Genomic DNA, 23316 nt, shown 5'->3' on the forward strand with positions numbered 1-23316 from the left:
GGCTCCGCGGGCGGCTCCGCGGGCGCGGCCCCTGGGGCCATGCGCTCGTCCCGCGACCGGCCCATGGCCGCTACATGCTTGACACCCTTTTCGCGCAGCAGCTTTTGCACGCCCTTGATGGTCATCCCATCGTCATGCAGCAAGGCCTTGATTCCGCCCAGCAATTCCATGTCCTGGGGGCGATAGTAACGCCGCCCACCCGCGCGCTTGACCGGCTTGATCTGGTTGAACTTGCTTTCCCAGAACCGCAGCACATGGGCCGGCGTGTCCAGCCACTCGGCCACCTCGGAAATGGTGCGGAAGGCGTCGCGGGACTTGGTCATCCCCGGCCGTCCCTAGCGCTTGTTGCCATGGGCCACGCGATCTTTCATCAGGTGGCTGGGCCGAAAGCTCAGCACCCGGCGGGGCGAGATCGGCACCTCTTCGCCGGTCTTGGGGTTGCGGCCCATGCGCGCGGCCTTGTCGCGGATCGTGAAGGTGCCGAAGGACGAGATCTTGACGTTCTCGCCGCGCACCAGGGCGTCGGACATGTGCTGCAGAACCGTTTCGACCAGATCCGCGCTTTCGTTGCGCGACAGGCCGACCTCCTCGTGGACGGATTCGGCGAGGTCCATCCGTGTGAGCGTCTTCTCTGACATTCCGTCCCCCTGTTTTCCACAGACTTTAGGCCTGCCGTGAAAAGAGAGTCAATAACAGGCACTTGGGCCATGGTCTTGAGGGGCAGTTTTCGCCTACCAGCGCAAGACCACCGCGCCCCAAGCGAGGCCGCCGCCGATGGCCTCGGTCACGACCAGGTCGCCGCGCTTGATCTGGCCGCGCTGCACCCCGACCGACAGGGCCAGCGGGATCGAGGCCGCCGAGGTGTTGCCGTGATCCTGTACCGTCACCACGACGCGGTCCATCGGCAGGGCCAGTTTCCTGGCCGTGGCCTCGATGATGCGGATATTGGCCTGGTGCGGCACCACCCAGTCCACGTCGTCATGGCCCAGCCCGGCGCGGGTCAGCGCGGTTTCGGCGGTGGCGGCCAGTTTCTCGACCGCGTGGCGGAAGACCTCCTTGCCCTGCATGCGCAGCACACCGGCGCTGCCCGTCGAAACCCCGCCATCGACATAGAGCAGGTCGCGGAAGCGCCCGTCGGACTTCAGGTCGGTGGCCAGGATGCCGCGGTCGGCGGGGGTGCCCGCGCCCTCGGCCGCCTCCAGCACCAGCGCGCCCGCGCCATCGCCGAACAGAACGCAGGAGCCGCGATCTGTCCAGTCCAGAATGCGGCTGAAGGTCTCGGCCCCGATGACAAGCACCCGCTCGGCCTGGCCCGAGGCGATCAGGGCGTCGGCATTGGCCAGCGCATAGACGAAGCCCGCGCAGACCGCCTGCACGTCATAGGCAAAGCCGCTGGTGTTGCCGATGGCCTCCTGGACCATGGTCGCCGCCGAGGGAAAGGTCAGGTCGGCGGTCGAGGTGGCCAGCACAATGGCGTCGACTTCATCCCCCGTCAGCCCGGCATCGGCAAGCGCGGCCTGCGCGGCGCGGGTCGCCAGGTCCGAGGTCGTCTGATCCGGCGCGGCGAAGTGGCGCCGCTCGATCCCCGAGCGGCTGCGAATCCACGCATCCGTGGTTTCCAGCGTCCTCTCGAACTCCGCGTTCGGAACAACGCGCTGCGGCAGATAATGCCCGATGCCCCGTACGACTGCCCGGCGTGTCATGTGCTGTTTCGGTCCTTTGCCCCCGGCGCATTGTGGGATGGGCGGCTGCCCTCCGCCATATCCTCCGCGCTGATGTCAGTGCCATCCTGCGCAAGGGCCGCGGCGGATGCAACCCGCGCCGCAAGACGGTGCGAAAAGCCCGAGCCGGCCAGTTGATAGGCCATGTCCACCGCCGCCTGCACGCCGGTGGAATCGGCCGATCCGTGGCTTTTTATGACGGTGCCGTTGAGGCCCAGAAAGACCCCGCCGTTGACGCGGCGCGGGTCGATTCGCTTGCTCAGCCGGCGCAGTGAGGTGGCCGCCAGCAGCGCCGCGATGCGCGACAACGGCGTCTTGCGAAAGGCCTCGCGCAGGCGCTGCGAGATCATGTTGGCCGTGCCTTCTCCGGTCTTGAGCGCGACATTGCCGGTAAAGCCGTCGGTGACGATCACGTCCACGCGGCCCGAGGGCAGGTCGCCCCCCTCGACGAAACCGACATAGTCGTATTCACCGCGCTCGGCGGCCTTGGCGATTAGGTCCTGGGCGACCTTGAGTTCGGCCCGGCCCTTGTGTTCCTCGACGCCCACGTTGAGCAGGCCCACCCGGGGCCGCGCCAGACCCATGGCGTTGCGCGCGTAAGATGCCCCCATGAGCGCATACATCAGCAGATCATCCTGATCGGCACGGATGTCGGCGCCGGCGTCCAGCATGATGTTGAAGCCGCCGGGGCTGCGCGAGGGCCAGAGGCAGGCGATGGCGGGCCGGTTGACCCCGTCGACCTTGCGCAGCCGGACCATGGAAATCGCCATGAGCGCGCCGGTATTGCCGCAGCTGACACAGACCTGCGCCTCGCCCGCGCGCACCGCCTCGATCGCCGACCACATCGAGCTGTTGCGGCCCTGGCGCATGACATGGCTGGGCTTGTCGGCCATGGCCACGATATCGGGCGCGTGGCGCACCGTGACATTGTCGCCAATGCGGCGCTTTCGCACGAGCGCACCAAGCTCGGCCTCATCGCCGTGCAGGACGATCCGCGCGTCGGGCCGTTTCTTTAGGAACCGTGCAAGGCCCGCCACGATGGGGGCGGGGCCCTTGTCGCCGCCCATGGCGTCAACGGACAGGACGATGTTCCCGGACGGGATGCCTTCGGCGCCGGTCTGTTTCGACGGTTCCACCGTGGTCATGGCATCCGGTCCGGACCGCTGCGTCAGGCTGCGTCGTCGTCCAGATCGATCTCGTCGGCCTGGGCGACCACTTCGCGGTCGGCGTAGTGGCCGCAGGCAGGGCAGACGTGATGCGGGCGCTTGAGGTCGCCGCACGAGGGGCATTCGTTGGGGTTGGCCCCGTCCAGCGCGTGGTGGGAACGGCGGTTGTTCCGGCGCGACTTGGACACCTTGTTCTGATGGACTGCCATGTCTCAACCTTTGCTTGGCTTGGCCCGCGTGGCGCGGGACCGGCGTGAATTCTGTTTCGATGCGGATGTTGGGGCCGCGTCTAGTGCAAACGCCCCGCCCTGTCGAGCCACGATCCGCGAGAAGCCGTGAAAATACCGAGCCCCGCGCGTTTGGCAAGCCCTTTGTCAGCCTGTCGATCGACCCCCGGTCAGTCGCCGTCGTCCGTGCTGTCGTCTTCGGCCGCAAGCGTATCGCGCAGCCCCGCCAGCCCGGCAAAGGGCCGCAGGTCGTCGTCGCGCAGGGGCGCCTTGCCCGGCTCTGTAAAGACCGCTTCGCCGGTCTCGGCCTGCGCGGCGCGCGGGTAGGGCGGCAAAGCCAGGGCCAGCGCCTCGATCATGACCTGCCCCAGGTCAAGCGCGGCGGGCAGCGGTTCGGCGCTGTCGTCATCGGGCATCATCTCGACCTCGGTGCCCTCGGGCGGATCGAAATCGGCCAGATAGACACGCTCGACCGGCTCGTCGATGCGGGTTGTGACGGGCGCCAGCGTGACGACGCAATCCTGCACCACGGTCGCGCCCAGTTCGGCCTTAAGGTGCCAGTCGCGCCGCCCGCGCGGCTGCAGCGTGCCCGAGAACCGCAGCTTGCGCAGGCCGCGAAGCTCCAGCACCTCGGCCACGGCTGCGCAGGCCTCGTCCCCGGGTTCCAGCGTAAAGCGGTGCGCCTTACGCGCGGACAACTCGGCCGGCCGGATGATCTGGTGGGGCAGGGTGGCGGCATCTGGCATGGCGGGCTAAGCCTTGAACAGGGCAGAGGGTGTGGTGTAACTGCGTTAAAAGCCATGGCCGCGGGACGCAAGACCGGGGCCGACGAACGGGCGGGCCGAAACCGGAAAGGAAGCCATCATGCGCAGCACCGGAAAACGGATCAGGACGGTGCTCCTGGTCGCCGCCCTGGGCGCAACGGTCGGATGCACGGCCATCCATCGCACCCACGGCTATATCCCCCCGCAGGAGACCCTGGCCCAGCTGACACCGGGCGAGGACACCCGCGTGACGGTCGAGCAGGTCGCCGGCCCGCCGACCACGGGCAGCGCCATGGGCGACGGCAACTTCTACTATGTCCAGAGCCGGTTCCGGCATTTCGCCTTCACCGAGCCGACCGAGGTCGACCGCGAGGTTCTGGCCGTCAGCTTTGATTCGCGCGGCATGGTGCGCAACATCGAGCGCTTCGGTCTCGACGAGGGCCGCGTGGTGCGCCTGTCGCGCCGGGTCACCGACGATGGCATCCAGGACACGACCTTCCTCGGCCAGCTTCTGGGCGCGATCGGCAATTTCGACGCGGGCAGCCTGCTCGACCCCCCGGGCGGCTGACGCGCGGGCCGGCTTTGGCGCGGGGCAGGAAACCTTCGGCAGGACAGGGACCCGAACGTGAGCCAGGCACCCCTCTTGGAACGTGGCCGCTACATGGTCCGGATCGCCGAAACCGGGCCTGATCTTGCTGCGGCGCGGGCCCTGCGCCGGGTCTGTTTCGGGCCGGGCGACGCGGCGGACGATTTCGATTCCCTGTGCCAGCACCTGTTGATCCTCGACCGGGCGGGCGCGGCGGCCTGCACCTTCCGGCTGCGCCGGTTCGACACTGGCGCAGGTCTGGCGGGCAGCTACACCGCCGGGTTCTATGACCTCGGCTGCCTTGCCACGCGCGCCGGCCCGATGATCGAGCTTGGGCGCTTTTGCATCCGCCCCGGCGAAACCGACCCGGATATCCTGCGGCTGGCCTGGGCCACGCTCACGGCGCTGGTGGATCGGGCCGGGGCGGCGATGCTTCTGGGCTGTGCCTCGTTTCCGGGCACGGACCCCGCGCCCTTTGCCTATGGTTTTGCCCTGTTGGCCGAAAGGCACCTCGCGCCGCCGGAGTGGCGTCCGGGCCGTCGCGCGGCGCGCACCGTGCCGCTTGCGGGCGGTGGTGTTTCCGGGCCGGACGCGTCGCGGGCATTGCCCACGCTGCTGCGCAGCTATCTGGGGATGGGGGGTCGGGTCAGCGATCATGCTGTGATCGATGAAGACCTGGGCACGCTGCATGTCTTCATGGGGCTGGAGGTCGCGGCGATCCCGCCCGCGCGCGCCCGGGCCTTGCGCGCAATGGCCGAGGGGGTCGAGATTCCGGCGGGTCAGGGCCGGGGCCCGGATACCCCACCCCTTGCAGGCGGCGGCGCCTCGGCGTAGCAGACGCGCATGGCTCGTGCTCCGCTTCTGCAACTCTCCGACATTTCGCTGACCTTCGGGGGCGATCCCGTCTTCGATGACCTGTCGCTGGTGGTGCAGCCCGACGACCGGGTTGCGCTGGTGGGCCGCAACGGGTCTGGAAAATCGACCCTTCTCAAGGTGATGGCCGGTCTTGTTGAACCCGACCGCGGCACCCGCGTCGTGCCGCCGGGCCTGTCGGTCGGCTACATGGAGCAGGACCCGACGATGGAAGGCTTTGCCACCCTGGGCGATTTCGCCTCGGCCGCGCTGGACCCCGGCGAGGCCTGGCGCGTCGAGGCGGTGGCCGAGGGGCTCAAGGTGCAGCTGGACCAGGACCCGGCTCTGGCCTCGGGCGGGGAACGTCGCCGCGCGGCGCTGGCGCGGCTCATGGCGGAAGCGCCCGACCTGATGCTGCTGGACGAGCCGACAAACCACATGGATATCCAGGCGATCCGCTGGCTGGAACATGAATTGTCGCAGACAAGGGCCGGATTTGTCCTGATTTCCCATGACCGGGCTTTCCTGTCGGCCCTGACCCGCGCCACACTCTGGATCGACCGGGGCCAGGTGCGCCGGCAGGAACGCGGCTTTGCCCGTTTCGAGGAATGGCGCGACAAGGTCTGGGACGAAGAGGATCAGCAGCGCCAAAAGATGGACCGCCGGATCAAGGCCGAGGCCCGCTGGGCGGTCGAGGGCATTTCCGCGCGGCGCAAGCGCAACCAGGGCCGGGTGCGCGCGCTGCAGGATCTGCGCGCCGAGCGGGCCGCCATGATCCGCCGCCAGGGCACCGCGGCCATGGCGCTGGAAGGCGGGCAGAAGTCCGGCAAGAAGGTGATCGAGGCCGAGGGGCTGGTCAAATCCTACGATGGAAAGTCCATCGTTCGGGGCTTTGAACTGACCGTGCAGCGCGGCGACCGGGTCGCCTTCGTTGGCCCAAACGGGGTTGGAAAGACGACACTTATCAAGATGTTGCTGGGCGAGGTTGATCCAGATTCGGGTTGGGTGAAACATGGCACGAACCTGTCGGTCGCGGTCTTCGATCAGGCCCGGGCGCAGCTTGACCCGAACATGACGCTTTGGGAAAGCCTGACCGGCGATGCCGATATGCGGGTCAGCGGCCAGGCCGATCAGGTCATGGTGCGGGGCCAGCCCAAACATGTGGTGGGCTACCTCAAGGAATTTCTCTTCGACGAACGCCAGGCGCGGGCGCCGTTGCGGTCGCTCTCGGGCGGGGAAAAGGCGCGGCTGCTGCTGGCCAAGCTCATGGCGCGCGAGTCCAACCTGCTGGTGCTGGACGAGCCGACCAACGACCTGGACATCGAAACGCTGGACCTGTTGCAGGACATCCTGGGCGATTACGCCGGCACCGTGCTGCTGGTCAGCCACGACCGGGATTTCATCGATCGCGTGGCGACGACCACCGTCGCGATGGAGGGCGACGGGGGCGCGACGCTCTATGCCGGGGGCTGGACGGATTACCTTGCCCAGCGGGGCGAAAGCACGGCCGACGCCAGCGCCGAGGCCACTGACAAGTCCAGACCGAAGGCCGGAAAGGCCGGGCCGGCCCGCAAGGCGCAACCAGGCCTGTCCTTTACCGAAAAGCACCGGCTGGACGACCTGCCCGGGGTGATCGAGCGGCTGGAGGCCGAGATTGCCAAGCTGGAAGAGCTGTTGTCGGACCCCGACCTCTTTGCCCGCGAGCCGGTCAAGTTCCGCAAGGCGACCGAGGCCCTCGAGGATCGCAAGGCCAAGCTTTCGGCGGCCGAGGAGGAATGGTTGCACCTCGCGGACAAGGCGGAAAATGCTGACTGAGACCCGGCTCCGGTTTATGGTGCGGCGACACGTGAGGACAAGGGGCCAGCATGGTTGAGGACCGCCCGCTGCGCGACAGGGTCAGGCTGCTTTACGAGGGTCGCAGCAAACGCGCTGCGCGGTTCCGCTACGGCCTGCTGGGATTCGACCTTGTCACCATCGCCTTTTTTCTGGCCACTGCGGCTCTGCCGATCACGCGGGCGTTGCTGATCGCCGATGCGATGATCGGCGGGCTGATCGCGCTGGACCTCGGTCTGCGCTTCTGGATCGCCGAACAAAAGCTGCGGTTCCTGCGGCGCTTTTACGTGATCGTCGATGTTTTCGTCCTGGCCGCGCTGCTCGTGGCCCCGTTCATCGGGCAGGGGCTTGTTGTGCTGCGGGTGCTGCGCGCTCTGCGGCTGGCGCATTCGTATCACCTGATGCGTGACCTGCGGCGCGACTCGCCGCTGTTCCGGCGGCACGAGAACGCCTTTGTCGCGGCGCTCAACCTGCTGGTCTTCATCTTTGCCATGACCGCGCTGGTCTTCGTGCTGCGCGGGGCCGAGGAACCGGGGATCAGCAGCTATGTGGACGCGCTTTATTTCACCGTGGCCACGCTGACGACCACCGGGTTCGGCGACATCACCATGACGACGCCCATGGGGCGGCTGCTTTCGGTGGGGATCATGGTGGTGGGGGTGGGGCTGTTCCTGCAACTGGCGCGGGCGCTGTTCTCGCCGGCCAAGGTCAAGCACAAGTGCGGTGATTGCGGGCTGACCCGGCATGACACCGACGCGATCCATTGCAAGCATTGTGGCGCGGAGCTCAAGATCGAGACCGAGGGCGCGACCTGACGGCCAGGCGCAAGCGCTCAGGGCCGGGCGAGGATCACCATCAGCCCCATGTGCACCGGCACGTAAGCCAGCGCGATGAGAACCAGCGCGGGCAGGCCCCATGTGGCCACCGAGAGCACCAGAACGGTCAGCACGATCACCAGGAAATACCAGATGTTGTCGCTGTCACCGAAGGCGATGTCGCGGGCCAGCCAGCCGATGAGGGGCAGGTTGTAGAAGGCCTTGGCATACCAGGGTTGGGCGGGGGGAATGGGGGTCAGGATGCTCATGCCAGCCAGATATGCAAAGCCGCGCGCGGCGCTATGCGCCACGCTGCCGCAGGTCGGGCGCAGCTATTGTTTCTCGGCCCGTTTGGCCGCGGTCCACATCGCGTCCATCTCTTCCAGCGTGCTGTCGGCGGGGGTCTTGCCGGTGCGGGCCAGGGCATCCTCGATGGCTTCGAACCGGCGCTGGAACTTGCCGTTGGCGCTGCGCAGGGCGGCTTCGGGATCGACGTTCATGTGGCGGGCGAGGTTGGCCATGACGAAGAGCAGATCGCCCATTTCCTCTTCGATCTCCTCGGGGCCGAGACTGTCGCGGGCCTCGGCCAGTTCGCGCGCCTCCTCGGCAATCTTGTCGATCACTTGGCCCACCTCGGGCCAGTCAAAGCCCACGCGGGCCGCGCGCTTTTGCAGTTTCAGCGCACGCAGCAGGGCCGGCAGGCTCACCGCGACGCCATCCAGGGTGCGCGTCTCGCCCCGGCGCGCGCGTTCGGCGGCCTTGACGGCCTCCCAGTCGCGGGTTTGCTGCTCGGCGGATTTTTCGCGGTTATCGGCACCGAAGACATGTGGATGCCGCGCCACCATCTTGTCGGACATGGTGCCGGCGACCTCGGCGAAGGTGAAATGCCCGGTCTCCTCGGCCATATGCGCGTGGAACACCGCCTGGAACAGAAGGTCGCCCAGCTCGCCCTTGAGGTCGGCCATGTCGTCGCGGGCGATGGCGTCGGCCACCTCGTAGGCCTCTTCGATGGTATAGGGGGCGATGGTCGCAAAGCTCTGCTCGATGTCCCAGGGGCAGCCGGTCTCCGGATCGCGCAACCGGCGCATGATCTCCAGCAGCCGGTCCATCTGGACCTCGGGCCTTGTGTCGCGGATCAAGTCGTTGCTCATGGCTGTCCCCCGGGTTTCGGGGCGACCTTAGCATTGTCAGGTCCGGCGCCAAGGCCGGATCGGGGCAGGGGCCTGTCAAATCGCCGCCGGGTGCCCTAGGTTAAGCGCATGCGCTGGATCACGCTTGCCCTTGCCATGGTCGTCCTCACCGTCGTGTTGACGGCGGCCTATGTCCGGCTGTCCCCCAGCGACCCGGACCGCTGGCACCGCTTCGCCCCACCCGGCCCGCCGGGGGACAGCCCGGCCGAGGTCGGATTCATCGCCCGCCGCGTCGTGGCTGGCGACCCCAAGGCCACCATGGCCGCGCTGGACAGCATCGCCCGACAAACGCCGCGCACGCGGGTTCTCGCGGGGTCGGCCTCCGAGGGGTTCGTGACCTATGTCACCCGCTCCGCGCTCTGGGGCTTTCCCGATTACACGACCGCCTACCTGACCCGGAACGACCCCCAGGCCGAGGGGGCCACGACGCTGACGATCCATGCCCGCCTGCGCTTTGGCCAGTCGGACATGGGCGTGAACGCGGCGCGGGTGCGCGGCTGGCTGGCGGCGCTGCCCGAGGGGGCCTTGCAAAGCCCCGCCGAATAGGCAAGAGCCTGCCGCATGATACCCCAGGACCGTCTGCACCAGATCACCGACCGTTTAGAATACCTCGAGGCCCGTATGGCCGAGGGGCTGTCCGGCGAGGATTTCGTCGCGGTCAGCCGCGAATATGCCGAGCTGCGCCCCGTGGTCGAGACCCTGCGCGCCTACCGCGCCCTGACGGACGAGATCGCTGGCGCCGAGGCCATGCTGGACGACCCCGAGATGAAGGAGATGGCCGAGGCGGAACTGGCCGAGCTGCGCGCGCAGCTGCCCGAGATGGAACAGGCGGTGAAACTGGCGCTGCTGCCCCGCGATTCCGCCGACAGCCGCCCGGCCATCGTCGAGATCCGCCCGGGCACGGGCGGCGAGGAGGCCGCGCTTTTCGCCGGCGACTTGCTGCGCATGTACCAGCGCTATGCCGAAGGCCGGGGCTGGACATTCGAGGTGCTGGAAGAGGCGCAGACCGAGCTTGGCGGCATCAAGGAAGTCACGGCCCGGATCAGCGGAGACAGTGTCTTCGCGCGGCTGAAATTCGAATCGGGCGTGCACCGTGTCCAGCGCGTGCCCGAGACCGAAAGCGGCGGGCGCATCCATACCTCGGCGGCCACGGTGGCCGTCCTGCCCGAGGCCGAGGACGTGGACATACGCATCGACCCCAACGACCTGCGTGTCGATACCATGCGCAGCTCGGGGTCGGGCGGGCAGCACGTCAACACCACCGATTCGGCGGTGCGGATCACCCATCTGCCCACCGGGATCGTCGTGACAAGTTCCGAGAAATCCCAGCATCGGAACCGTGACATCGCCATGCAGGTGCTCAAGACGCGGCTGTTCGACATGGAACGGCAAAAGGCCGATGACGACCGCGCCCAGGCACGGGCCACGCAGGTGGGCAGCGGCGACCGGTCCGAACGCATCCGCACCTACAACTTCCCCCAGGGCCGCATGACCGACCACCGGATCAACCTGACGCTCTATTCGCTCGACAAGGTGATGCAGGGCGATCTGGACGAGGTCATCGACGCGCTGATCCAGGATGCCCAGGCGACCCTGCTGGCGGAGATGGGCGCGTGACAGAAGCAGAGGCCGCGGCGCGACTGGCGGCGGCGAATATCCCCGCCCCCCGGCGCGAGGCGCGCAGGCTGGCCGGTGCGGCTTCGGGGCGGCCTCTGGCGGACCTCGTGGCGCGGCGCTGCGAGGGCGAGCCGATGTCCCATATCCTAGGCTACCGCGATTTCTGGGAGCACCGCTTCGAGGTGACGGCGGATGTGCTGGACCCGCGCCCCGAAACCGAAACGCTCGTGGCGGCGGCGCTGGGGGGCCAGTTTGCCCGCCTGCTCGACCTCGGCACCGGCTCGGGCTGCATCCTGCTGAGCCTTCTGTCCGCGCGGACCGGGGCGCAGGGCATGGGCACCGACCTGTCGCAGGCCGCGCTTGCGGTCGCGGCGCGCAACGCCGAGGTGCTCGGGGTGTCCGGTCGGACAACGCTGCGCCAGTCGGATTGGTGGGACGGGGTGCGCGGCACCTTCGATCTGATCGTGGCGAATCCGCCCTATATCGCCGCTGCGGAAATGGCGGGCCTACAACGCGAGCTAGGCTTCGAGCCCCGCATGGCCCTGACCGACGAGGGCGACGGGCTGTCGGCCTATCGCGCCATCGTCGCCGGGGCGCCCGCACATCTGGCGCCGGGCGGGCGGCTGATGCTGGAGATCGGCCCGACCCAGGGCGCCGCGGTACGCGCGATGATGCGCGCGGCGGGGCTGGGGCGGGTGCGCCTTCTGCCGGATCTGGATGGACGCGACCGTGTCGTCGACGGCACACTGGGGTCCACAGCGCCGTGATCCGGGCCTCGGGGTCGCATTTTTTGCCGAATCCCCTTGCGGAGTGCCGCCCGCAATGCTTATTCAACCGTGTCGGATGGACGTGGGCCAAGCCCGCTCTTCGATTATCGCCAGGACATCGCAGGCCAGATTTGCAATAAAGACCCCCGCACGAGGCGGGGTCGGGCCACGACAACAAACAGTCTGGAACTAGAACTTCATGAAACCCTCACGATCCAGGTCGCGGAAGAACCGCAACAACCGGCCTTCGGGCGGCAATGTCATCAACCGGGTGTTCGACAGCTCGGGCCCCGAAGGCAAGGTGCGCGGCACGCCGCAGCAGATCATCGACAAGTATCAGCAGTTGCACCGCGACGCCGTGCTCTCGGGTGATCGCGTGAATGCCGAGAACTTCGCGCAGCACGCCGAACATTACCTGCGCCTGCTGGCCGAAGCCCAGCGCGAGGTCGATTCCAAGCGCGAAGAGCAGGAACGCCAGAACCGCGAGCGTCAGGCCGAGCGCGATCGCGAACGCGCCGACCGGCTCAGGGCCCAGGAGGCCGCGTCCGCCGGCGAGACCGCCCAGCCCGAGGCGGGAGAAACGGAGACGGGTCTAGTCGAGACGCCCGAAGCCAAGCCCAAACCCAAGCGCAAACCGCGCAAGCCCAGGGCCCAGCAGGGCGGCAATGCTGCCGCGGAGTCCGACGGAAGCGACGGCACCGGCCCGGAGGGCAAGGACGGCGACACCGCGAAGGCGGCCGAGTAACGTCACACACCGCTCAGAATGGTGCGCATGCCCATGATGCCCCGGTTGGGGCCACAGCACAGCCGGTGCCGGGAAGGCCGCGGCGCGCAGGTGGACGATTCGCCCTACGCCGCGCATGTTCGCAAAATGTTCCGTATTTTTGGTTGGAGACTCTGCCGCGCTCCGCTATCTGTTCACATGGTTCATCGGGAGCACGCATGGCCGAGTTGAAACAGATCGAAGTGCGCGGCGCGCGCGAGCACAACCTCAAGAATATCGACGTCGATATTCCGCGGGACAAACTGGTCGTGATCACCGGCCTTTCGGGGTCGGGCAAGTCGTCGCTGGCCTTCGACACGATCTATGCCGAGGGGCAGCGCCGCTATGTCGAAAGCCTGAGCGCCTATGCGCGCCAGTTCCTCGACATGATGGAAAAGCCGGATATGGACCATATCAATGGCCTGTCCCCGGCAATCTCCATCGAACAGAAGACCACCAGCAAGAACCCCCGATCCACGGTCGGCACGGTGACCGAGATCTACGACTACATGCGTCTGCTTTTCGCGCGGGCCGGCACACCCTATTCCCCCGCCACCGGCCTGCCCATCGAGGCGCAGCAGGTGCAGGACATGGTCGACCGTGTTATGGCCATGGAGGAAGGCACGCGCGGCTATCTGCTGGCGCCCATCGTCCGCGACCGCAAGGGCGAGTATCGCAAGGAATTCCTCGAACTGCGCAAGCAGGGGTTCCAGCGGGTCAAGGTGGACGGCACCTTCCACGAGCTGGACGAGCCGCCCACGCTGGACAAGAAATTCCGCCACGATATCGACGTCGTGGTCGACCGCATCGTGGTGCGCGAGGGGCTGGAGACGCGGCTGGCCGACAGTTTCCGCACCGCGCTGGACCTGGCCGACGGCATCGCCGTGCTCGAGACCGCCCCGCGCGAGGGCGAGCCGGAACGCCACACCTTTTCCGAGAATTTCGCCTGTCCGGTCAGCGGCTTCACCATCCCCGAGATCGAGCCGCGGCTGTTTTCCTTCAACGCGCCCTTCGGGGCCTGTCCATCCTGCGACGGGCTGGGGGTCGAGCTGTTCTTTGACCCCGCGCTCATGGTGCCGGATGCCACGCTGACGCTGGGCAACGGGGCCATCGCGCCCTGGCGCAAGGGCAAGTCGCCCTATTTTCTCCAGACCATCGAGGCCATCGCGCGGCACTACCAGTTCGACCGGGGCACCCGCTGGAAGGACCTGCCCGAGAAGGTGCAGCGGGTCTTCCTGTACGGGTCGGGAGAGGAAGAGATCAGGTTCCGCTACGACGAGGGCGGCCGCGTCTACGAGGTGACGCGCAGCTTCGAAGGCGTGATCCCCAACATGCAGCGCCGCTACCGCGAGACGGACAGTGCCTGGATTCGCGAGGAATTCGAGCGCTACCAGAACAACCGGCCCTGCGGCACCTGTGGCGGCTACCGTCTGCGCGAAGAGGCGCTTGCGGTCAAGATCGCCGGGCTGCACGTGGGCCAGGTGGTCGAGATGTCCATCAAGGAGGCGCTGGACTGGATCGCCAGCGTCCCCGAGAGCCTGACCCACCAGAAGAACGAGATCGCCCGCGCGATCCTGAAAGAGATTCGCGAACGGCTGGGATTTCTCAACAATGTCGGCCTCGATTACCTGACGCTGTCGCGCAATGCCGGCACGCTCTCGGGCGGGGAAAGCCAGCGCATCCGGCTGGCCAGCCAGATCGGCAGCGGCCTGACCGGGGTGCTCTACGTGCTCGACGAGCCCTCGATCGGGCTGCATCAGCGCGACAACGACCGGCTGCTGACCACGCTCAAGAACCTGCGCGACCAGGGCAACACGGTGATCGTCGTGGAACATGACGAAGAGGCGATCCGAGAGGCCGACTACGTGCTCGACATCGGGCCGGGGGCGGGGGTTCATGGCGGCGAGATCATTGCCCGCGGCGCCCCGCAAGACATCATCGACACCCCCGAAAGTGTAACCGGCGACTATCTGGCGGGGCGGCGCGAGATCGCCGTTCCGGCACAGCGGCGCAAGGGCAACCGCAAGAAGGTGACCGTCAAGAAGGCCACGGGCAACAACCTGCAGGCCATCGACGTGGATTTTCCGCTGGGCAAGTTCGTCTGTGTCACCGGGGTTTCGGGCGGGGGCAAGTCGACCCTGACCATCGAAACCCTGTTCAAGACGGCCTCGATGCGGCTGAACGGGGCGCGCCAGACGCCCGCCCCCTGCGAGACGATCAAGGGTTTGGAGCATCTGGACAAGGTCATCGACATCGACCAGCGCCCCATCGGGCGCACGCCCAGGTCGAACCCCGCGACCTATACCGGGGCCTTCACGCCGATCCGCGACTGGTTCGCGGGCCTGCCCGAGGCCAAGGCGCGCGGCTACAAGCCGGGCCGGTTCAGCTTCAACGTCAAGGGCGGCCGCTGCGAGGCCTGCCAGGGCGACGGCGTGCTCAAGATCGAGATGAACTTCCTTCCGGACGTCTACGTCGAATGCGAGACCTGCAAGGGCGCGCGCTATAACCGCGAGACTCTGGAAGTTCGCTTCAAGGGCAAGAGCATAGCGGACGTTCTTGATATGACGGTTGAAGAGGCTCAGACCTTCTTCAAGGCCGTCCCCAGCATCCGCGAGAAGATGGATGCGCTGATGCGTGTGGGGCTGGGCTATGTCAGGGTTGGCCAGCAGGCCACGACCCTGTCAGGCGGCGAGGCGCAGCGGGTGAAGCTGTCGAAGGAACTGGCGAAGCGGTCCACGGGCCGGACGCTTTATATCCTCGACGAGCCCACGACCGGCCTGCATTTCGCCGACGTCAAGAAACTGCTCGAAGTGCTGCACGAACTGGTCGATCAGGGCAACTCGGTGGTGGTGATCGAACACAACCTCGACGTCATCAAGACCGCCGATCATCTTATCGACATCGGCCCGGAGGGCGGCGATGGGGGCGGGCAACTGGTCGCCAACGGCACGCCCGAACAGGTGGCCGAGGTCGGGGAAAGCCACACCGGGCGCTATCTCAAGCCGATGCTGGAAAAAACGAAGGTCGCGGCCGAATAGCGCCTGAAGCACGCTTGGCGGCGGCGCGGGGGCCGACAGCACCCGCGCGCGTCTCACTCCGCCGCGATCTTGATCACCGGCTCCATCGCGGCAAGATCCGCGTCGCTCAGGTGACATTTGACCTGGTGGCCATCGGCCAGCACCCGCACCGGGGGCACCTCGCTTTCGCACAGCGACCGGCCCGCCCGGTCCTTCCAGTGGCAGCGCGTCTGGAACGGGCAGCCCGAGGGCGGGTTCATGGCCGAGGGAATGTCGCCCTCCAGCACGATGTGCTGTTTCTCGACCTTGGTGTCGGCGATGGGCACCGCCGACAAAAGCGCCTCGGTATAGGGGTGGTAGGGCGGCGAGAAGACCTGTTCGGTCGTGCCCAGTTCCACCACGTGGCCCAGATACATCACCATGACCCGATCCGACAGGTAACGCACGATCGAAAGGTCATGGCTGATGAAAAGAAGCGTCGTCTTTTCCTTGCGCTGAATCTCCATCAACAGGTCGGTCACGGCGGCCTGCACGCTGACATCCAGCGCCGAAACCGGCTCGTCCGCAACGACGATCCGGGCGCCGCCGGCAAAGGCGCGGGCGATGCCCACCCGCTGTTTCTGCCCGCCCGACAGCTGACGCGGCATTCGCTCGGCAAATTCGCGTGGGAGTTTCACGAGGTCGAGCAGCGCGCGCATCCTCTCGCGCCGCTCGCTGTCGTCCTTGCCGATCTTGAAGACCTCCAGCGTGCGGGTGATCTGGCGGCCCACGGTCATCGAGGGATTGAGCGTGTCAAAAGGATTCTGAAAAACCATCTGCACATCGGCCACGGTCTGGGTGGCGCGCTCCTGGATCGGGGTCGCCCCGATCGAGGTGTCGCCGAGCCGGATCTCGCCCTCGGTCGCGGTCTCCAGTCCCAGCAGGAGCTTGGCGAGGGTGGATTTACCGCAGCCTGACTCGCCCACGATGGCCAGGGTCTCGCCCTCGCGGGCGTCGAAGGTCAGGGTTTCGTTGGCCTTGACCACGCGCTTTTCACCGCCGCCGAACAGGGCGTTGGCGGCGACCTCGTAGTATTTCTTGAGGTTGTTCATCTTCAGGATCACCTCGCCCGGTTCGACCCGCGCGGTGCTCTGCGCGGCCGCGGGCGGCGCGTCCCAGTCGATCTCGGCGAAGCGCAGGCAGCGGCTCTCGTGCCTCTCGTCGCCCGGAACCGGCGTCATGAAGACCGGCCCGGAATCGCAGCGGCCGGCCTCGAAATAGTCGCAGCGCGGGCCGAAGTTGCAGCCCGGGGGCCGTTCGTGGGGCAGGGGGAAGTTGCCGGGGATGGCCACCAGCGGATGCGCGTTCTTGTCGGCCCCGGGCAGCGGGATCGAGCGGAACAGCGCCTGCGTGTAGGGGTGGCGCATCTTGTCGAAGACATCCGCGATGCTGCCGCGTTCCACCGCCTCACCGGAATACACTACGCAGATGCGGTCGCAGGTTTCCAGCACCAGCCCGAGGTTGTGGGAAATGAACAGCATCGAGGTGCCGTATTTCTTGCCCAGGTCCTTGACCAGGTCCACCACGGCGGCCTCCACCGTCACGTCCAGCGCGGTGGTCGGCTCGTCGAGGATCAGCAGGCTGGGCTTGGACATCAGCGCCATGGCGATGACGATCCGCTGTTGCTGGCCGCCCGAGAGCTGGTGCGGATAGGCGCGCAGGATACGCTCGGGGTCGGGCAGTTTAACGTCGGCGACCACTTCGAGGGCGCGCGCGCGGGCCTCGGACTTGGACACGCCCTCGTGGATCATCGGCACTTCCATCAACTGCCGCCCGATCCGCAGGGCCGGGTTCAGGCTGGCCATGGGTTCCTGGTAGATCATGGCGATCTCGCGGCCGCGGATGGCGCGCAGGTCGTCGGGGGTCATCCCGCCCAGGTCGCGGCCCTTGAACTTGATCGAGCCGCTGACGATCCGGCCGTTGGTACCGAGGTCCTGCATCACCCCCAGCGCCACGGTGGACTTGCCGCAGCCGGACTCGCCGACCAGCCCCAGCGCCTCGCCCGGCATCACCTTGGCCGAGAAATCCATCACCGCCGGGATTTCTCGCAGCCGCGTGAAGAAGCTGATGGACAGGCGGTCGATCTCGAGGATGGGTTGGTCGTGATCCCATGTCGTCATGGTGCTCTCCTCAATCCCTCAGGCTTTCTTCGCGCAGGCCGTCGGCCAGCAGGTTCAGGCCCAGCACCAGGCTCAGCAGTGCCAGCGCGGGCGGCAGGGCCGGGTGGGCGTAGATCAGCAGCAGCTTGCGCCCCTCGTTGATGGTCGAGCCCCAGTCGGGGCTTTCCGGCGGCAGCCCGAGGCCGAAGAACCCCAGCGTGCCCAGCAGGATGGTCGTATAGCCGATGCGCAGGCAGAAATCGACGATCAGCGGCCCGCGTGCATTGGGCAGGATTTCCCACAGCATGATGTACCAGGGCCGCTCGCCCCGGGTCTGCGCGGCGGCGACATAGTCGCGCGTCTTGATGTCCAGCGTCAGGCCCCGGACGATGCGGAACACCGTGGGGCTGTTGACGAAGACGACGGCCACGAAGACCACGAGGATGCCGCCGGGGATGTCGAAAAAATCCAGCGGCCAGAAATCCACCGGCGTGCCCGCCTGGTTGATGACCGCCAGGTAAAGCAGCACCAGCGGCCCCAGCACGAGTGCCAGGATCGCCCGGCTCTGCCCGGCCTGGTTGCGGAACCGCGCGTGGATCAGCACCCCGAGGAAGACCAGCGGGAAGATGAACAGGACCATGGCCATGTAGCTGGGCAGGCCCGTGGCGATGATCTCGGGCGTGACCAGCAGGTAGAACAGCAGGATCACCGGAAAGGCCAGGATCAGGTTGGCCAGGAAGGACAGCACCGTGTCGAGCTTGCCGCCGTAATAGCCCGCCGGCAGCCCCAGGGTGATCCCCACCATGAAGGCGAAGAGCGTCGCCAGAGGGGCGATCATCATGACCACGACCGAGCCCTCGACCATGCGGCTGAAGATGTCGCGGGCCAGGTTGTCGCCCCCCAGAAGGTAATGCGCAAACCCCGTCTCGCCCTCGGGGACGGGCACGCCCGGCGGCGCGTTCTTGAGCCCCGAGACCTGGTCCAGCGGATCATGGGTGCCGATCAGATCGAAAAGGCCCACGAAGAGGGCGGTGTAGACCCAGAACATCACAAGCCCGAAGCCGATCATGCCGATGGTCGAGTCGAACAGCTTGCCGTAAAGCCCCAGCTGGCGCTTGAACCGGATCGACAGGCCGAAAGTCGCGATCAGCGCGATCCAGACCGGGAGAAACCGCTGGATCATGCCACCCAGGATGCCGGCCGTCTCGGGGCCAACGACCAGGCTGATCGCGGCGAACGCCAGCCCCAGAAGGACCAGACCCGTGAAGATCAGCCCTGGCAGCCGGTCGAGACGCCCGAAGATGTCCGAACGCGGGCGCAACATGCCGTCGCCGCCCGTCTGCGGCCTGACATGCGGGGCAAAGAGCCCGGCGACAAATTGCACGACCAGCGCCAGGCCGAGCGTGGCGGCAACGCCCCCGAAGGCTGGTCCGAAAAAGGGCGCCAGCGCCCCCATCCATGTCAGGCTGTCCATGCTCGTTCTCCCTCAGGACATGCGGATGCGCGGGTTCAGGAAGACATAGCCGATGTCCGAGAGCAGCTGCGTGGCCAGGACGACGAAGACGGACACGACCGAAACCCCCAGCAACAGCTCGATGTCATTGTTGCCCGCGGCCTGCACCAGCGTCCAGCCGATGCCCTTGTAGTTGAACAGCGTCTCGACGATGACAACCCCGTTGAGCAGCCAGGGGAACTGCAGCATGATCACCGTGAAGGGCGCGATCAGCGCGTTGCGCAGCGCGTGGCGCAGCACGATGTTGCGAAAGCTGACGCCCTTGAGCCGCGCGGTGCGGATGTACTGCGCGGTCATGACCTCGGTCATCGAGGCGCGGGTCATCCGCGCGATGTAGCCCATGCCGTAAAGCGCCACGGTCAGCACCGGCAGGGTGAAGTTCTCGAAGGTGATGTTGTCCATCGCCGATGTCGCCGTGCCCTTGAACCACTGCATGTTGAAGGTCGCGGTGGCGAAGACGGCGATGAAGACCACGCCCGAGACGTATTCCGGCGTCGCCGTGGACAGGATCGAGACGGTCGACAGCGACCGGTCGGTGCGCGAGCCTTCCTTCATGCCCGCCAGCACGCCGATGACCAGCGCGCCGGGCACCATGACCAGCATCACGAAGACCATCAGCTTGGCGGTCTGCCAGCCCCGTTCGCCCAGGATATCGGCCACCTCGTCACGGAAAACCGTGGACCGGCCCCAGTCCCCCTGTAGCACGCCGCAGAAGGTCGCCGTGTCCGCGGCCACGGCCGATCCGTCGGCGCAGCGCGCGCGGGTGTCGCCGTCGGTGCCCGCGATCACGTAGCCGGGCAGAACCCCGATCCATTCGCCGTATTTGACGAAGACGTTGCGATCATAGCCGCGATTGCCCAGCCATGTTTCCACGGCGGCGTCCGACATGCGGGCATTGCCCTGGGTCTTGGCCAGCTTTTCCAGGTTGGGCTGCAGGTTGGTCAGCCAGAAGACGATGAAGGTCAGGCAGAGCGCCGTGAGGATCATGACCCCCAAACGGCGCAATATGAATAGTCCCATGGGCCCCCTGTCGGCGATGCGCTGCGCCTGTGGTTGCGTCTGTCGGAGGGGCCGCCCGTGTCATGCAGACGGCCCGTTCGGTTCTTGTCAGGCCGCGTACCCCCACTTGTAGACATGCGCCAGATAGCCCACGTGCATGTCCAGGCCCACGAGGCCGGGTTTGTGATGACGGTAGAGCGAGCGCCAGTAGGGCTGGATCGTCACGGCCTCCTCGGTGATGATTTCCTGGATTCTGGCCATGACCTTGCTGCGTTCGTCGGCATCGGCGATCGCATTGGCCTCGGCCAGCAGGCGGTCGAATTCCGCGTTGGACCAGCCGAACTCGTTCCAGGCCTCGCCCGAGCGATAGGCCATCCCGAGAATCTGGGTGCCAAGCGGGCGGTGGTTCCAGTTGGTCGAACTGAAGGGGTACTTGGTCCAGTCGGTCCAGTAGGTCGAGCCGGGAATGATTGTGCGCTTGACGTTGAAGCCCGCGTCGCGCAGCTGCGCGGCCACGGCATCGGTGGTGTTGCGAAGCCAGTCGTCGTCGATCGAGATGATCTCCATCTCGAAGTCGGCCATGCCGGCCTCTTCGAGCAGGTCCAGCGCCGCGTCAGGGTCATGGGGCAGCCGCGGCACATCGGCATATTCCGGGTGCATCGGACCGACGTGCTGGTTGCGCGCCTTGATGCCGCGGTCGGCATAGCCCAGCTCAAGGCAGACGGCGTTGTCCACGGCCCTGACGATGGCCTGGCGCACGCGCTTGTCGGCATAGGGCCGCTTGCCGTCCACCTCGGCCAGCTGGTTGGGACGGATCACGATCGTCGCGCCCGAGGCGACCTCGGACTTGGCCCAGCCCAGGCCGTCCATCACGTCGACGAAGTCGCCCACGGTTTCATAAAGCGTGTCGATCTCATCGGCGGCCGCGGCGGCCACCCAGGCTGACGGGTCGGTGCCGTAGTCGATGAACTCGATCCGGTCGAGATGGCCGCCCTTGCCGGACTCGTAGCCCCACCACTCGTGATCCTCGTTGCGCACCAGCACGCCCTTGATGCCCACGTCCAGGCTTTCGGGCAGCATGTAGCCGGTGCCGACGGGGTTCGACAGCAGGTCGTCAGGGTTGTGACTGGAATGCACGATGGCGGCGGGGTAATCGGACATGCCGGCGATCAGCGTGACATCGGACACCGGCGAATTCAGGCGCACGGTGTGGCTGTCCACGACCTCGATGGCGCCCTCGATGGCGGTGCCGGTTTCCGGGTCGATCAGCGAGGCGAAGCGCCCGGCCATGGAATTGCCTTCGACGGTCTGGTCGCACCATCCGGTGATGTTGCGCGCCACGTCCTCGGCGGTGAAGGGGTCGCCGTTGTTCCAGGTCACGTCCCGACGGACGTTGAGCGTGTAAACGGTGGCGTCGTCATTGACGTCCCAGCTTTCAAGCAACATCGGCTGGAAGGAGCCGTCGTTGTTGTACTCGACCAGGTATTCCAGCCAGCCCGCGGTGAAGAAGGCCAGCTCGGACCAGTCGAAGGTGCGTGGGTCTTTCAGGGCCTTGACGCTCATCTGCATGCGCAGCGTGCCACCCGTTTGTGCGTGGCCGGCGGCCTGCGCGGGCTGTTCCAGCCCCAGCAATCCGTAAGCCGCCGCCGAGGTCACGCCCAGCGCCGTGGTGCGGGCCATGAATTCGCGACGCGACAACTTGCCCGCCCTGGCATCCTTGACATGGGTCGCCACGGCGGGGTGCAGCGGTGCGCCGGTGAGGGTCTGGTCGGTCATGCGTTGTCTCCCTGTGACACGGTCTTTTTTCTGGGGGCAGGCTGCGGCCCAAAACCACCGCGGCCCGTGTCATCGCGCGATACGGTCGCGGGTCGTCCCGTCCCTGCCGTCGTCGGCCCGAGTCTGTCAGGGGTGTCAATTGCCGCAAGCATCGTGTCGATGTCCGTTTGCGACGTTCACATGTTCCGAAAGCGACATCAAGTCACAAAGCGCCTGTTGGTCCGGGCCGCACGGCCGGCCCCAGGGCAGTAAAGGCCTGCGCGCCAGGCGCGGTCTGGCCGTCGCCCGACGCGATATCGCGCGCCTTGCGAAAGGCCGAAGGTGTCTGACCCGTGCGGCCCTGAAACGCGCGCGTGAAATAGGCCGCCGAGCCAAAGCCGAGCTCTCGGGCGATCTCGCGGATGGGCCGGTCGCTGTCGCGCAGCAGTACCCGCGCCTCGTAGAGGATGCGGTCGTTGAGCAGGTCCAGCGCCGAGCGGCCGCAGGTCCGCCTGCAGCAGCGCGTCAGGTGCGTTGGTGTCACTCCCAGCCCGGCGGCGTAGTCGGCAACGCCCTTGTGGTCGTGGAAGTCTCGCTCGATCAGGTCGGTGTAAGCGGCCACCAGCCGCGCCGCCGCGCTTTGGGGCCGGCGATCGGGGCTGTCCTGGGCCTGCGCGGCCAGTTGGCGTTCGAAGAACACCGACAGCAGGCCAAGGTGATGATGCGCCGCGCGTCCCGCGCCGGGCAGGGGCGATTGCAGTTCCCGCTCGAGGTGGTCGAAATGCGTCGCCAGCACCTTTTGCGCGGCCACGTCGCGCAGGCGCAGGTGCCGGCTTTCCTCGGGCCAGTCGGCCATCATGGCCCTGGGGATCGTGACGATCTGGCCGAAGACCGCCGGCCCGACCTCGAAGCCGTACATGGTGCCGGCGGGCACGAAGACCAGGTTGTTGGGGCCATAGCCGCTGGTCAGCCCGGCGATGGTGATCCGGCCCTGGCCCCGGGCCACGAAGATCAGCCGGGCGCTGGCATGGCTGCGCATGGCCTCGGTGCGCCACTTGCTGCGGGCGCCGGTCTGGCCAAAGGCCGTGAGCGTCAGCCGGTCCGAGCCGTCAGGCGACATGATGACTTTCCCGAACTCGTTCGATTAGGGCAACTATACGCGGAGCAGGGCGCTCGATCAACGAAAGAATTGTCGAAAAACTGGAAGCCCTGTGGACAACCCTGTGGGCAGCCTGTGCATCACGCTGGCCCGGGCAGATCGAGCCAGCGCCAGGCGCGCAGCCGCGCGCGGGCCCAGGTGCGTTGGCGCTTGCCATAGCGGCGCGAGGCGATCACCGCGCGGTCGCGGGCGGCCTCCAGCGTGATCTCGCCGTCCAGATGCGAGATCAACTCGGCCGCGCCGATGGTGCGCGCGGATTGCTGTGCGGGGTCCCAGTACGGGCGCATGGCGCGCGCCTCGGCGAGCGCGCCGGCGGCGAGCATACGGTCGAAGCGGGCCTCGCGCGGCGGTGGAGCACCGGTTGCGCCGGTACGCGCCAGCCGCGACAGGAATTGGTCGATCAAGGACAGAAGCAACGCGAATTTCTCCTCCGC

22 protein-coding genes and 1 pseudogene are annotated in these 23316 nt (G+C 67.0%); 9 read left to right on the plus strand and 14 right to left on the minus strand.

Annotated features, from left to right (window positions below; translation table 11 throughout):
* The 6 genes from ACH107_RS16855 to ACH107_RS16880 all read right to left on the minus strand — a co-directional run.
* A partial coding sequence (locus ACH107_RS16855) for a MerR family transcriptional regulator (protein ID WP_412506830.1) occupies window positions 1-323 on the minus strand: 323 nt, incomplete at its 3' end.
* 12 nt (window positions 324-335) lie between these two features.
* A complete protein-coding gene (gene ihfA / locus ACH107_RS16860) occupies window positions 336-638 on the minus strand; it encodes an integration host factor subunit alpha (protein ID WP_310691615.1) in 303 nt (100 codons plus the stop codon).
* Between the two features lie 93 nt (window positions 639-731).
* Window positions 732-1703 carry a beta-ketoacyl-ACP synthase III gene (locus ACH107_RS16865; protein ID WP_310691616.1) on the minus strand — a complete coding sequence of 324 codons (972 nt, stop codon included), beginning with the start codon at window positions 1701-1703 and terminating at the stop codon, window positions 732-734.
* Entirely contained in the window at window positions 1700-2866 is a 1167-nt protein-coding gene (gene plsX / locus ACH107_RS16870) for a phosphate acyltransferase PlsX (protein WP_412506831.1), read from the minus strand. Before plsX ends, ACH107_RS16865 begins: the two co-directional genes overlap by 4 nt.
* A 23-nt stretch (window positions 2867-2889) precedes the next feature.
* Window positions 2890-3096: a 50S ribosomal protein L32 gene (gene rpmF, locus ACH107_RS16875; protein WP_310691618.1), complete on the minus strand. Its 207-nt coding sequence runs from the start codon at window positions 3094-3096 to the stop codon at window positions 2890-2892.
* A gap of 188 nt (window positions 3097-3284) precedes the next feature.
* Window positions 3285-3860, minus strand: coding sequence for a DUF177 domain-containing protein (locus ACH107_RS16880; RefSeq protein WP_310691619.1), 576 nt, complete (start codon window positions 3858-3860; stop codon window positions 3285-3287).
* A gap of 118 nt (window positions 3861-3978) precedes the next feature.
* Here ACH107_RS16880 and ACH107_RS16885 point away from each other — a divergent pair, with 118 nt between their 5' ends.
* From ACH107_RS16885 to ACH107_RS16900, 4 genes are read left to right on the plus strand one after another with little or no spacing between them, the layout of a single operon-like run.
* Window positions 3979-4446 carry an outer membrane protein assembly factor BamE gene (locus ACH107_RS16885; RefSeq protein ID WP_412506832.1) on the plus strand — a complete coding sequence of 156 codons (468 nt, stop codon included), beginning with the start codon at window positions 3979-3981 and terminating at the stop codon, window positions 4444-4446.
* A gap of 57 nt (window positions 4447-4503) precedes the next feature.
* On the plus strand, window positions 4504-5298 hold the full coding sequence (locus ACH107_RS16890) for a GNAT family N-acetyltransferase (RefSeq protein WP_412506833.1): 795 nt from the start codon (window positions 4504-4506) through the stop codon (window positions 5296-5298).
* Window positions 5299-5307: 9 nt separating this feature from the next.
* Window positions 5308-7131, plus strand: coding sequence for an ABC-F family ATP-binding cassette domain-containing protein (locus ACH107_RS16895; protein WP_412506834.1), 1824 nt, complete (start codon window positions 5308-5310; stop codon window positions 7129-7131).
* 50 nt (window positions 7132-7181) lie between these two features.
* Window positions 7182-7964: a potassium channel family protein gene (locus ACH107_RS16900; RefSeq protein ID WP_412506835.1), complete on the plus strand. Its 783-nt coding sequence runs from the start codon at window positions 7182-7184 to the stop codon at window positions 7962-7964.
* Between the two features lie 17 nt (window positions 7965-7981).
* Here ACH107_RS16900 and ACH107_RS16905 read toward each other — a convergent pair whose 3' ends face one another.
* Both ACH107_RS16905 and mazG read right to left on the minus strand, forming a co-directional pair.
* On the minus strand, window positions 7982-8233 hold the full coding sequence (locus tag ACH107_RS16905; protein WP_310691625.1) for a hypothetical protein: 252 nt from the start codon (window positions 8231-8233) through the stop codon (window positions 7982-7984).
* Window positions 8234-8296: 63 nt separating this feature from the next.
* Complete coding sequence (gene mazG / locus ACH107_RS16910; RefSeq protein ID WP_310691626.1) at window positions 8297-9115, minus strand: nucleoside triphosphate pyrophosphohydrolase; 819 nt, start codon at window positions 9113-9115, stop codon at window positions 8297-8299.
* 108 nt (window positions 9116-9223) lie between these two features.
* Between mazG and ACH107_RS16915 the strand changes: the two genes are divergently transcribed.
* From ACH107_RS16915 to uvrA, 5 genes are all read left to right on the plus strand, one after another.
* On the plus strand, window positions 9224-9700 hold the full coding sequence (locus ACH107_RS16915; protein ID WP_412506836.1) for a DUF1499 domain-containing protein: 477 nt from the start codon (window positions 9224-9226) through the stop codon (window positions 9698-9700).
* Between the two features lie 15 nt (window positions 9701-9715).
* Window positions 9716-10771 (plus strand): peptide chain release factor 1, encoded by a 1056-nt coding sequence (prfA, locus tag ACH107_RS16920; protein ID WP_412506837.1) that lies wholly within the window; start codon window positions 9716-9718, stop codon window positions 10769-10771.
* Window positions 10768-11538, plus strand: a complete 771-nt coding sequence (gene prmC, locus ACH107_RS16925) for a peptide chain release factor N(5)-glutamine methyltransferase (protein WP_412506838.1) — start codon at window positions 10768-10770, stop codon at window positions 11536-11538. The genes prfA and prmC overlap by 4 nt, the downstream gene beginning before the upstream one ends.
* A gap of 199 nt (window positions 11539-11737) precedes the next feature.
* On the plus strand, window positions 11738-12283 hold the full coding sequence (locus ACH107_RS16930) for a DUF4167 domain-containing protein (RefSeq protein WP_412506839.1): 546 nt from the start codon (window positions 11738-11740) through the stop codon (window positions 12281-12283).
* A gap of 197 nt (window positions 12284-12480) precedes the next feature.
* Entirely contained in the window at window positions 12481-15339 is a 2859-nt protein-coding gene (gene uvrA / locus ACH107_RS16935; RefSeq protein ID WP_412506840.1) for an excinuclease ABC subunit UvrA, read from the plus strand.
* A gap of 53 nt (window positions 15340-15392) precedes the next feature.
* Here uvrA and ACH107_RS16940 read toward each other — a convergent pair whose 3' ends face one another.
* The 6 genes and pseudogenes from ACH107_RS16940 to ACH107_RS16965 form a co-directional block, all read right to left on the minus strand.
* Complete coding sequence (locus ACH107_RS16940) at window positions 15393-17477, minus strand: dipeptide ABC transporter ATP-binding protein (protein WP_412506841.1); 2085 nt, start codon at window positions 17475-17477, stop codon at window positions 15393-15395.
* A 10-nt stretch (window positions 17478-17487) separates the two neighbouring features.
* Window positions 17488-18930, minus strand: coding sequence for an ABC transporter permease (locus ACH107_RS16945; RefSeq protein ID WP_412506842.1), 1443 nt, complete (start codon window positions 18928-18930; stop codon window positions 17488-17490).
* Window positions 18931-18942: 12 nt separating this feature from the next.
* On the minus strand, window positions 18943-19989 hold the full coding sequence (locus ACH107_RS16950) for an ABC transporter permease (RefSeq protein WP_412506843.1): 1047 nt from the start codon (window positions 19987-19989) through the stop codon (window positions 18943-18945).
* A gap of 87 nt (window positions 19990-20076) precedes the next feature.
* Window positions 20077-21744 carry an ABC transporter substrate-binding protein gene (locus ACH107_RS16955; protein ID WP_310691067.1) on the minus strand — a complete coding sequence of 556 codons (1668 nt, stop codon included), beginning with the start codon at window positions 21742-21744 and terminating at the stop codon, window positions 20077-20079.
* A gap of 202 nt (window positions 21745-21946) precedes the next feature.
* Window positions 21947-22843 carry a helix-turn-helix domain-containing protein gene (locus tag ACH107_RS16960; RefSeq protein WP_412506844.1) on the minus strand — a complete coding sequence of 299 codons (897 nt, stop codon included), beginning with the start codon at window positions 22841-22843 and terminating at the stop codon, window positions 21947-21949.
* A gap of 119 nt (window positions 22844-22962) precedes the next feature.
* Window positions 22963-23316 (minus strand): annotated as a pseudogene (locus ACH107_RS16965) (hypothetical protein); the annotation flags it as partial.

The organism is Roseovarius halophilus (ex Wu et al. 2025), assembly GCF_047086965.1.

Coding starts and splice junctions, on each gene's coding strand:
- ihfA (WP_310691615.1), bottom strand. CDS start 638: ATGTCAGAGAAGACGCTCACACGGATGGACCTCGCCGAATCCGTCCAC.
- ACH107_RS16865 (WP_310691616.1), bottom strand. CDS start 1,703: ATGACACGCCGGGCAGTCGTACGGGGCATCGGGCATTATCTGCCGCAG.
- plsX (WP_412506831.1), bottom strand. CDS start 2,866: ATGACCACGGTGGAACCGTCGAAACAGACCGGCGCCGAAGGCATCCCG.
- rpmF (WP_310691618.1), bottom strand. CDS start 3,096: ATGGCAGTCCATCAGAACAAGGTGTCCAAGTCGCGCCGGAACAACCGC.
- ACH107_RS16880 (WP_310691619.1), bottom strand. CDS start 3,860: ATGCCAGATGCCGCCACCCTGCCCCACCAGATCATCCGGCCGGCCGAG.
- ACH107_RS16885 (WP_412506832.1), top strand. CDS start 3,979: ATGCGCAGCACCGGAAAACGGATCAGGACGGTGCTCCTGGTCGCCGCC.
- ACH107_RS16895 (WP_412506834.1), top strand. CDS start 5,308: ATGGCTCGTGCTCCGCTTCTGCAACTCTCCGACATTTCGCTGACCTTC.
- ACH107_RS16900 (WP_412506835.1), top strand. CDS start 7,182: ATGGTTGAGGACCGCCCGCTGCGCGACAGGGTCAGGCTGCTTTACGAG.
- ACH107_RS16905 (WP_310691625.1), bottom strand. CDS start 8,233: ATGAGCATCCTGACCCCCATTCCCCCCGCCCAACCCTGGTATGCCAAG.
- mazG (WP_310691626.1), bottom strand. CDS start 9,115: ATGAGCAACGACTTGATCCGCGACACAAGGCCCGAGGTCCAGATGGAC.
- ACH107_RS16915 (WP_412506836.1), top strand. CDS start 9,224: ATGCGCTGGATCACGCTTGCCCTTGCCATGGTCGTCCTCACCGTCGTG.
- prfA (WP_412506837.1), top strand. CDS start 9,716: ATGATACCCCAGGACCGTCTGCACCAGATCACCGACCGTTTAGAATAC.
- ACH107_RS16930 (WP_412506839.1), top strand. CDS start 11,738: ATGAAACCCTCACGATCCAGGTCGCGGAAGAACCGCAACAACCGGCCT.
- uvrA (WP_412506840.1), top strand. CDS start 12,481: ATGGCCGAGTTGAAACAGATCGAAGTGCGCGGCGCGCGCGAGCACAAC.
- ACH107_RS16940 (WP_412506841.1), bottom strand. CDS start 17,477: ATGACGACATGGGATCACGACCAACCCATCCTCGAGATCGACCGCCTG.
- ACH107_RS16945 (WP_412506842.1), bottom strand. CDS start 18,930: ATGGACAGCCTGACATGGATGGGGGCGCTGGCGCCCTTTTTCGGACCA.
- ACH107_RS16950 (WP_412506843.1), bottom strand. CDS start 19,989: ATGGGACTATTCATATTGCGCCGTTTGGGGGTCATGATCCTCACGGCG.
- ACH107_RS16955 (WP_310691067.1), bottom strand. CDS start 21,744: ATGACCGACCAGACCCTCACCGGCGCACCGCTGCACCCCGCCGTGGCG.
- ACH107_RS16960 (WP_412506844.1), bottom strand. CDS start 22,843: ATGTCGCCTGACGGCTCGGACCGGCTGACGCTCACGGCCTTTGGCCAG.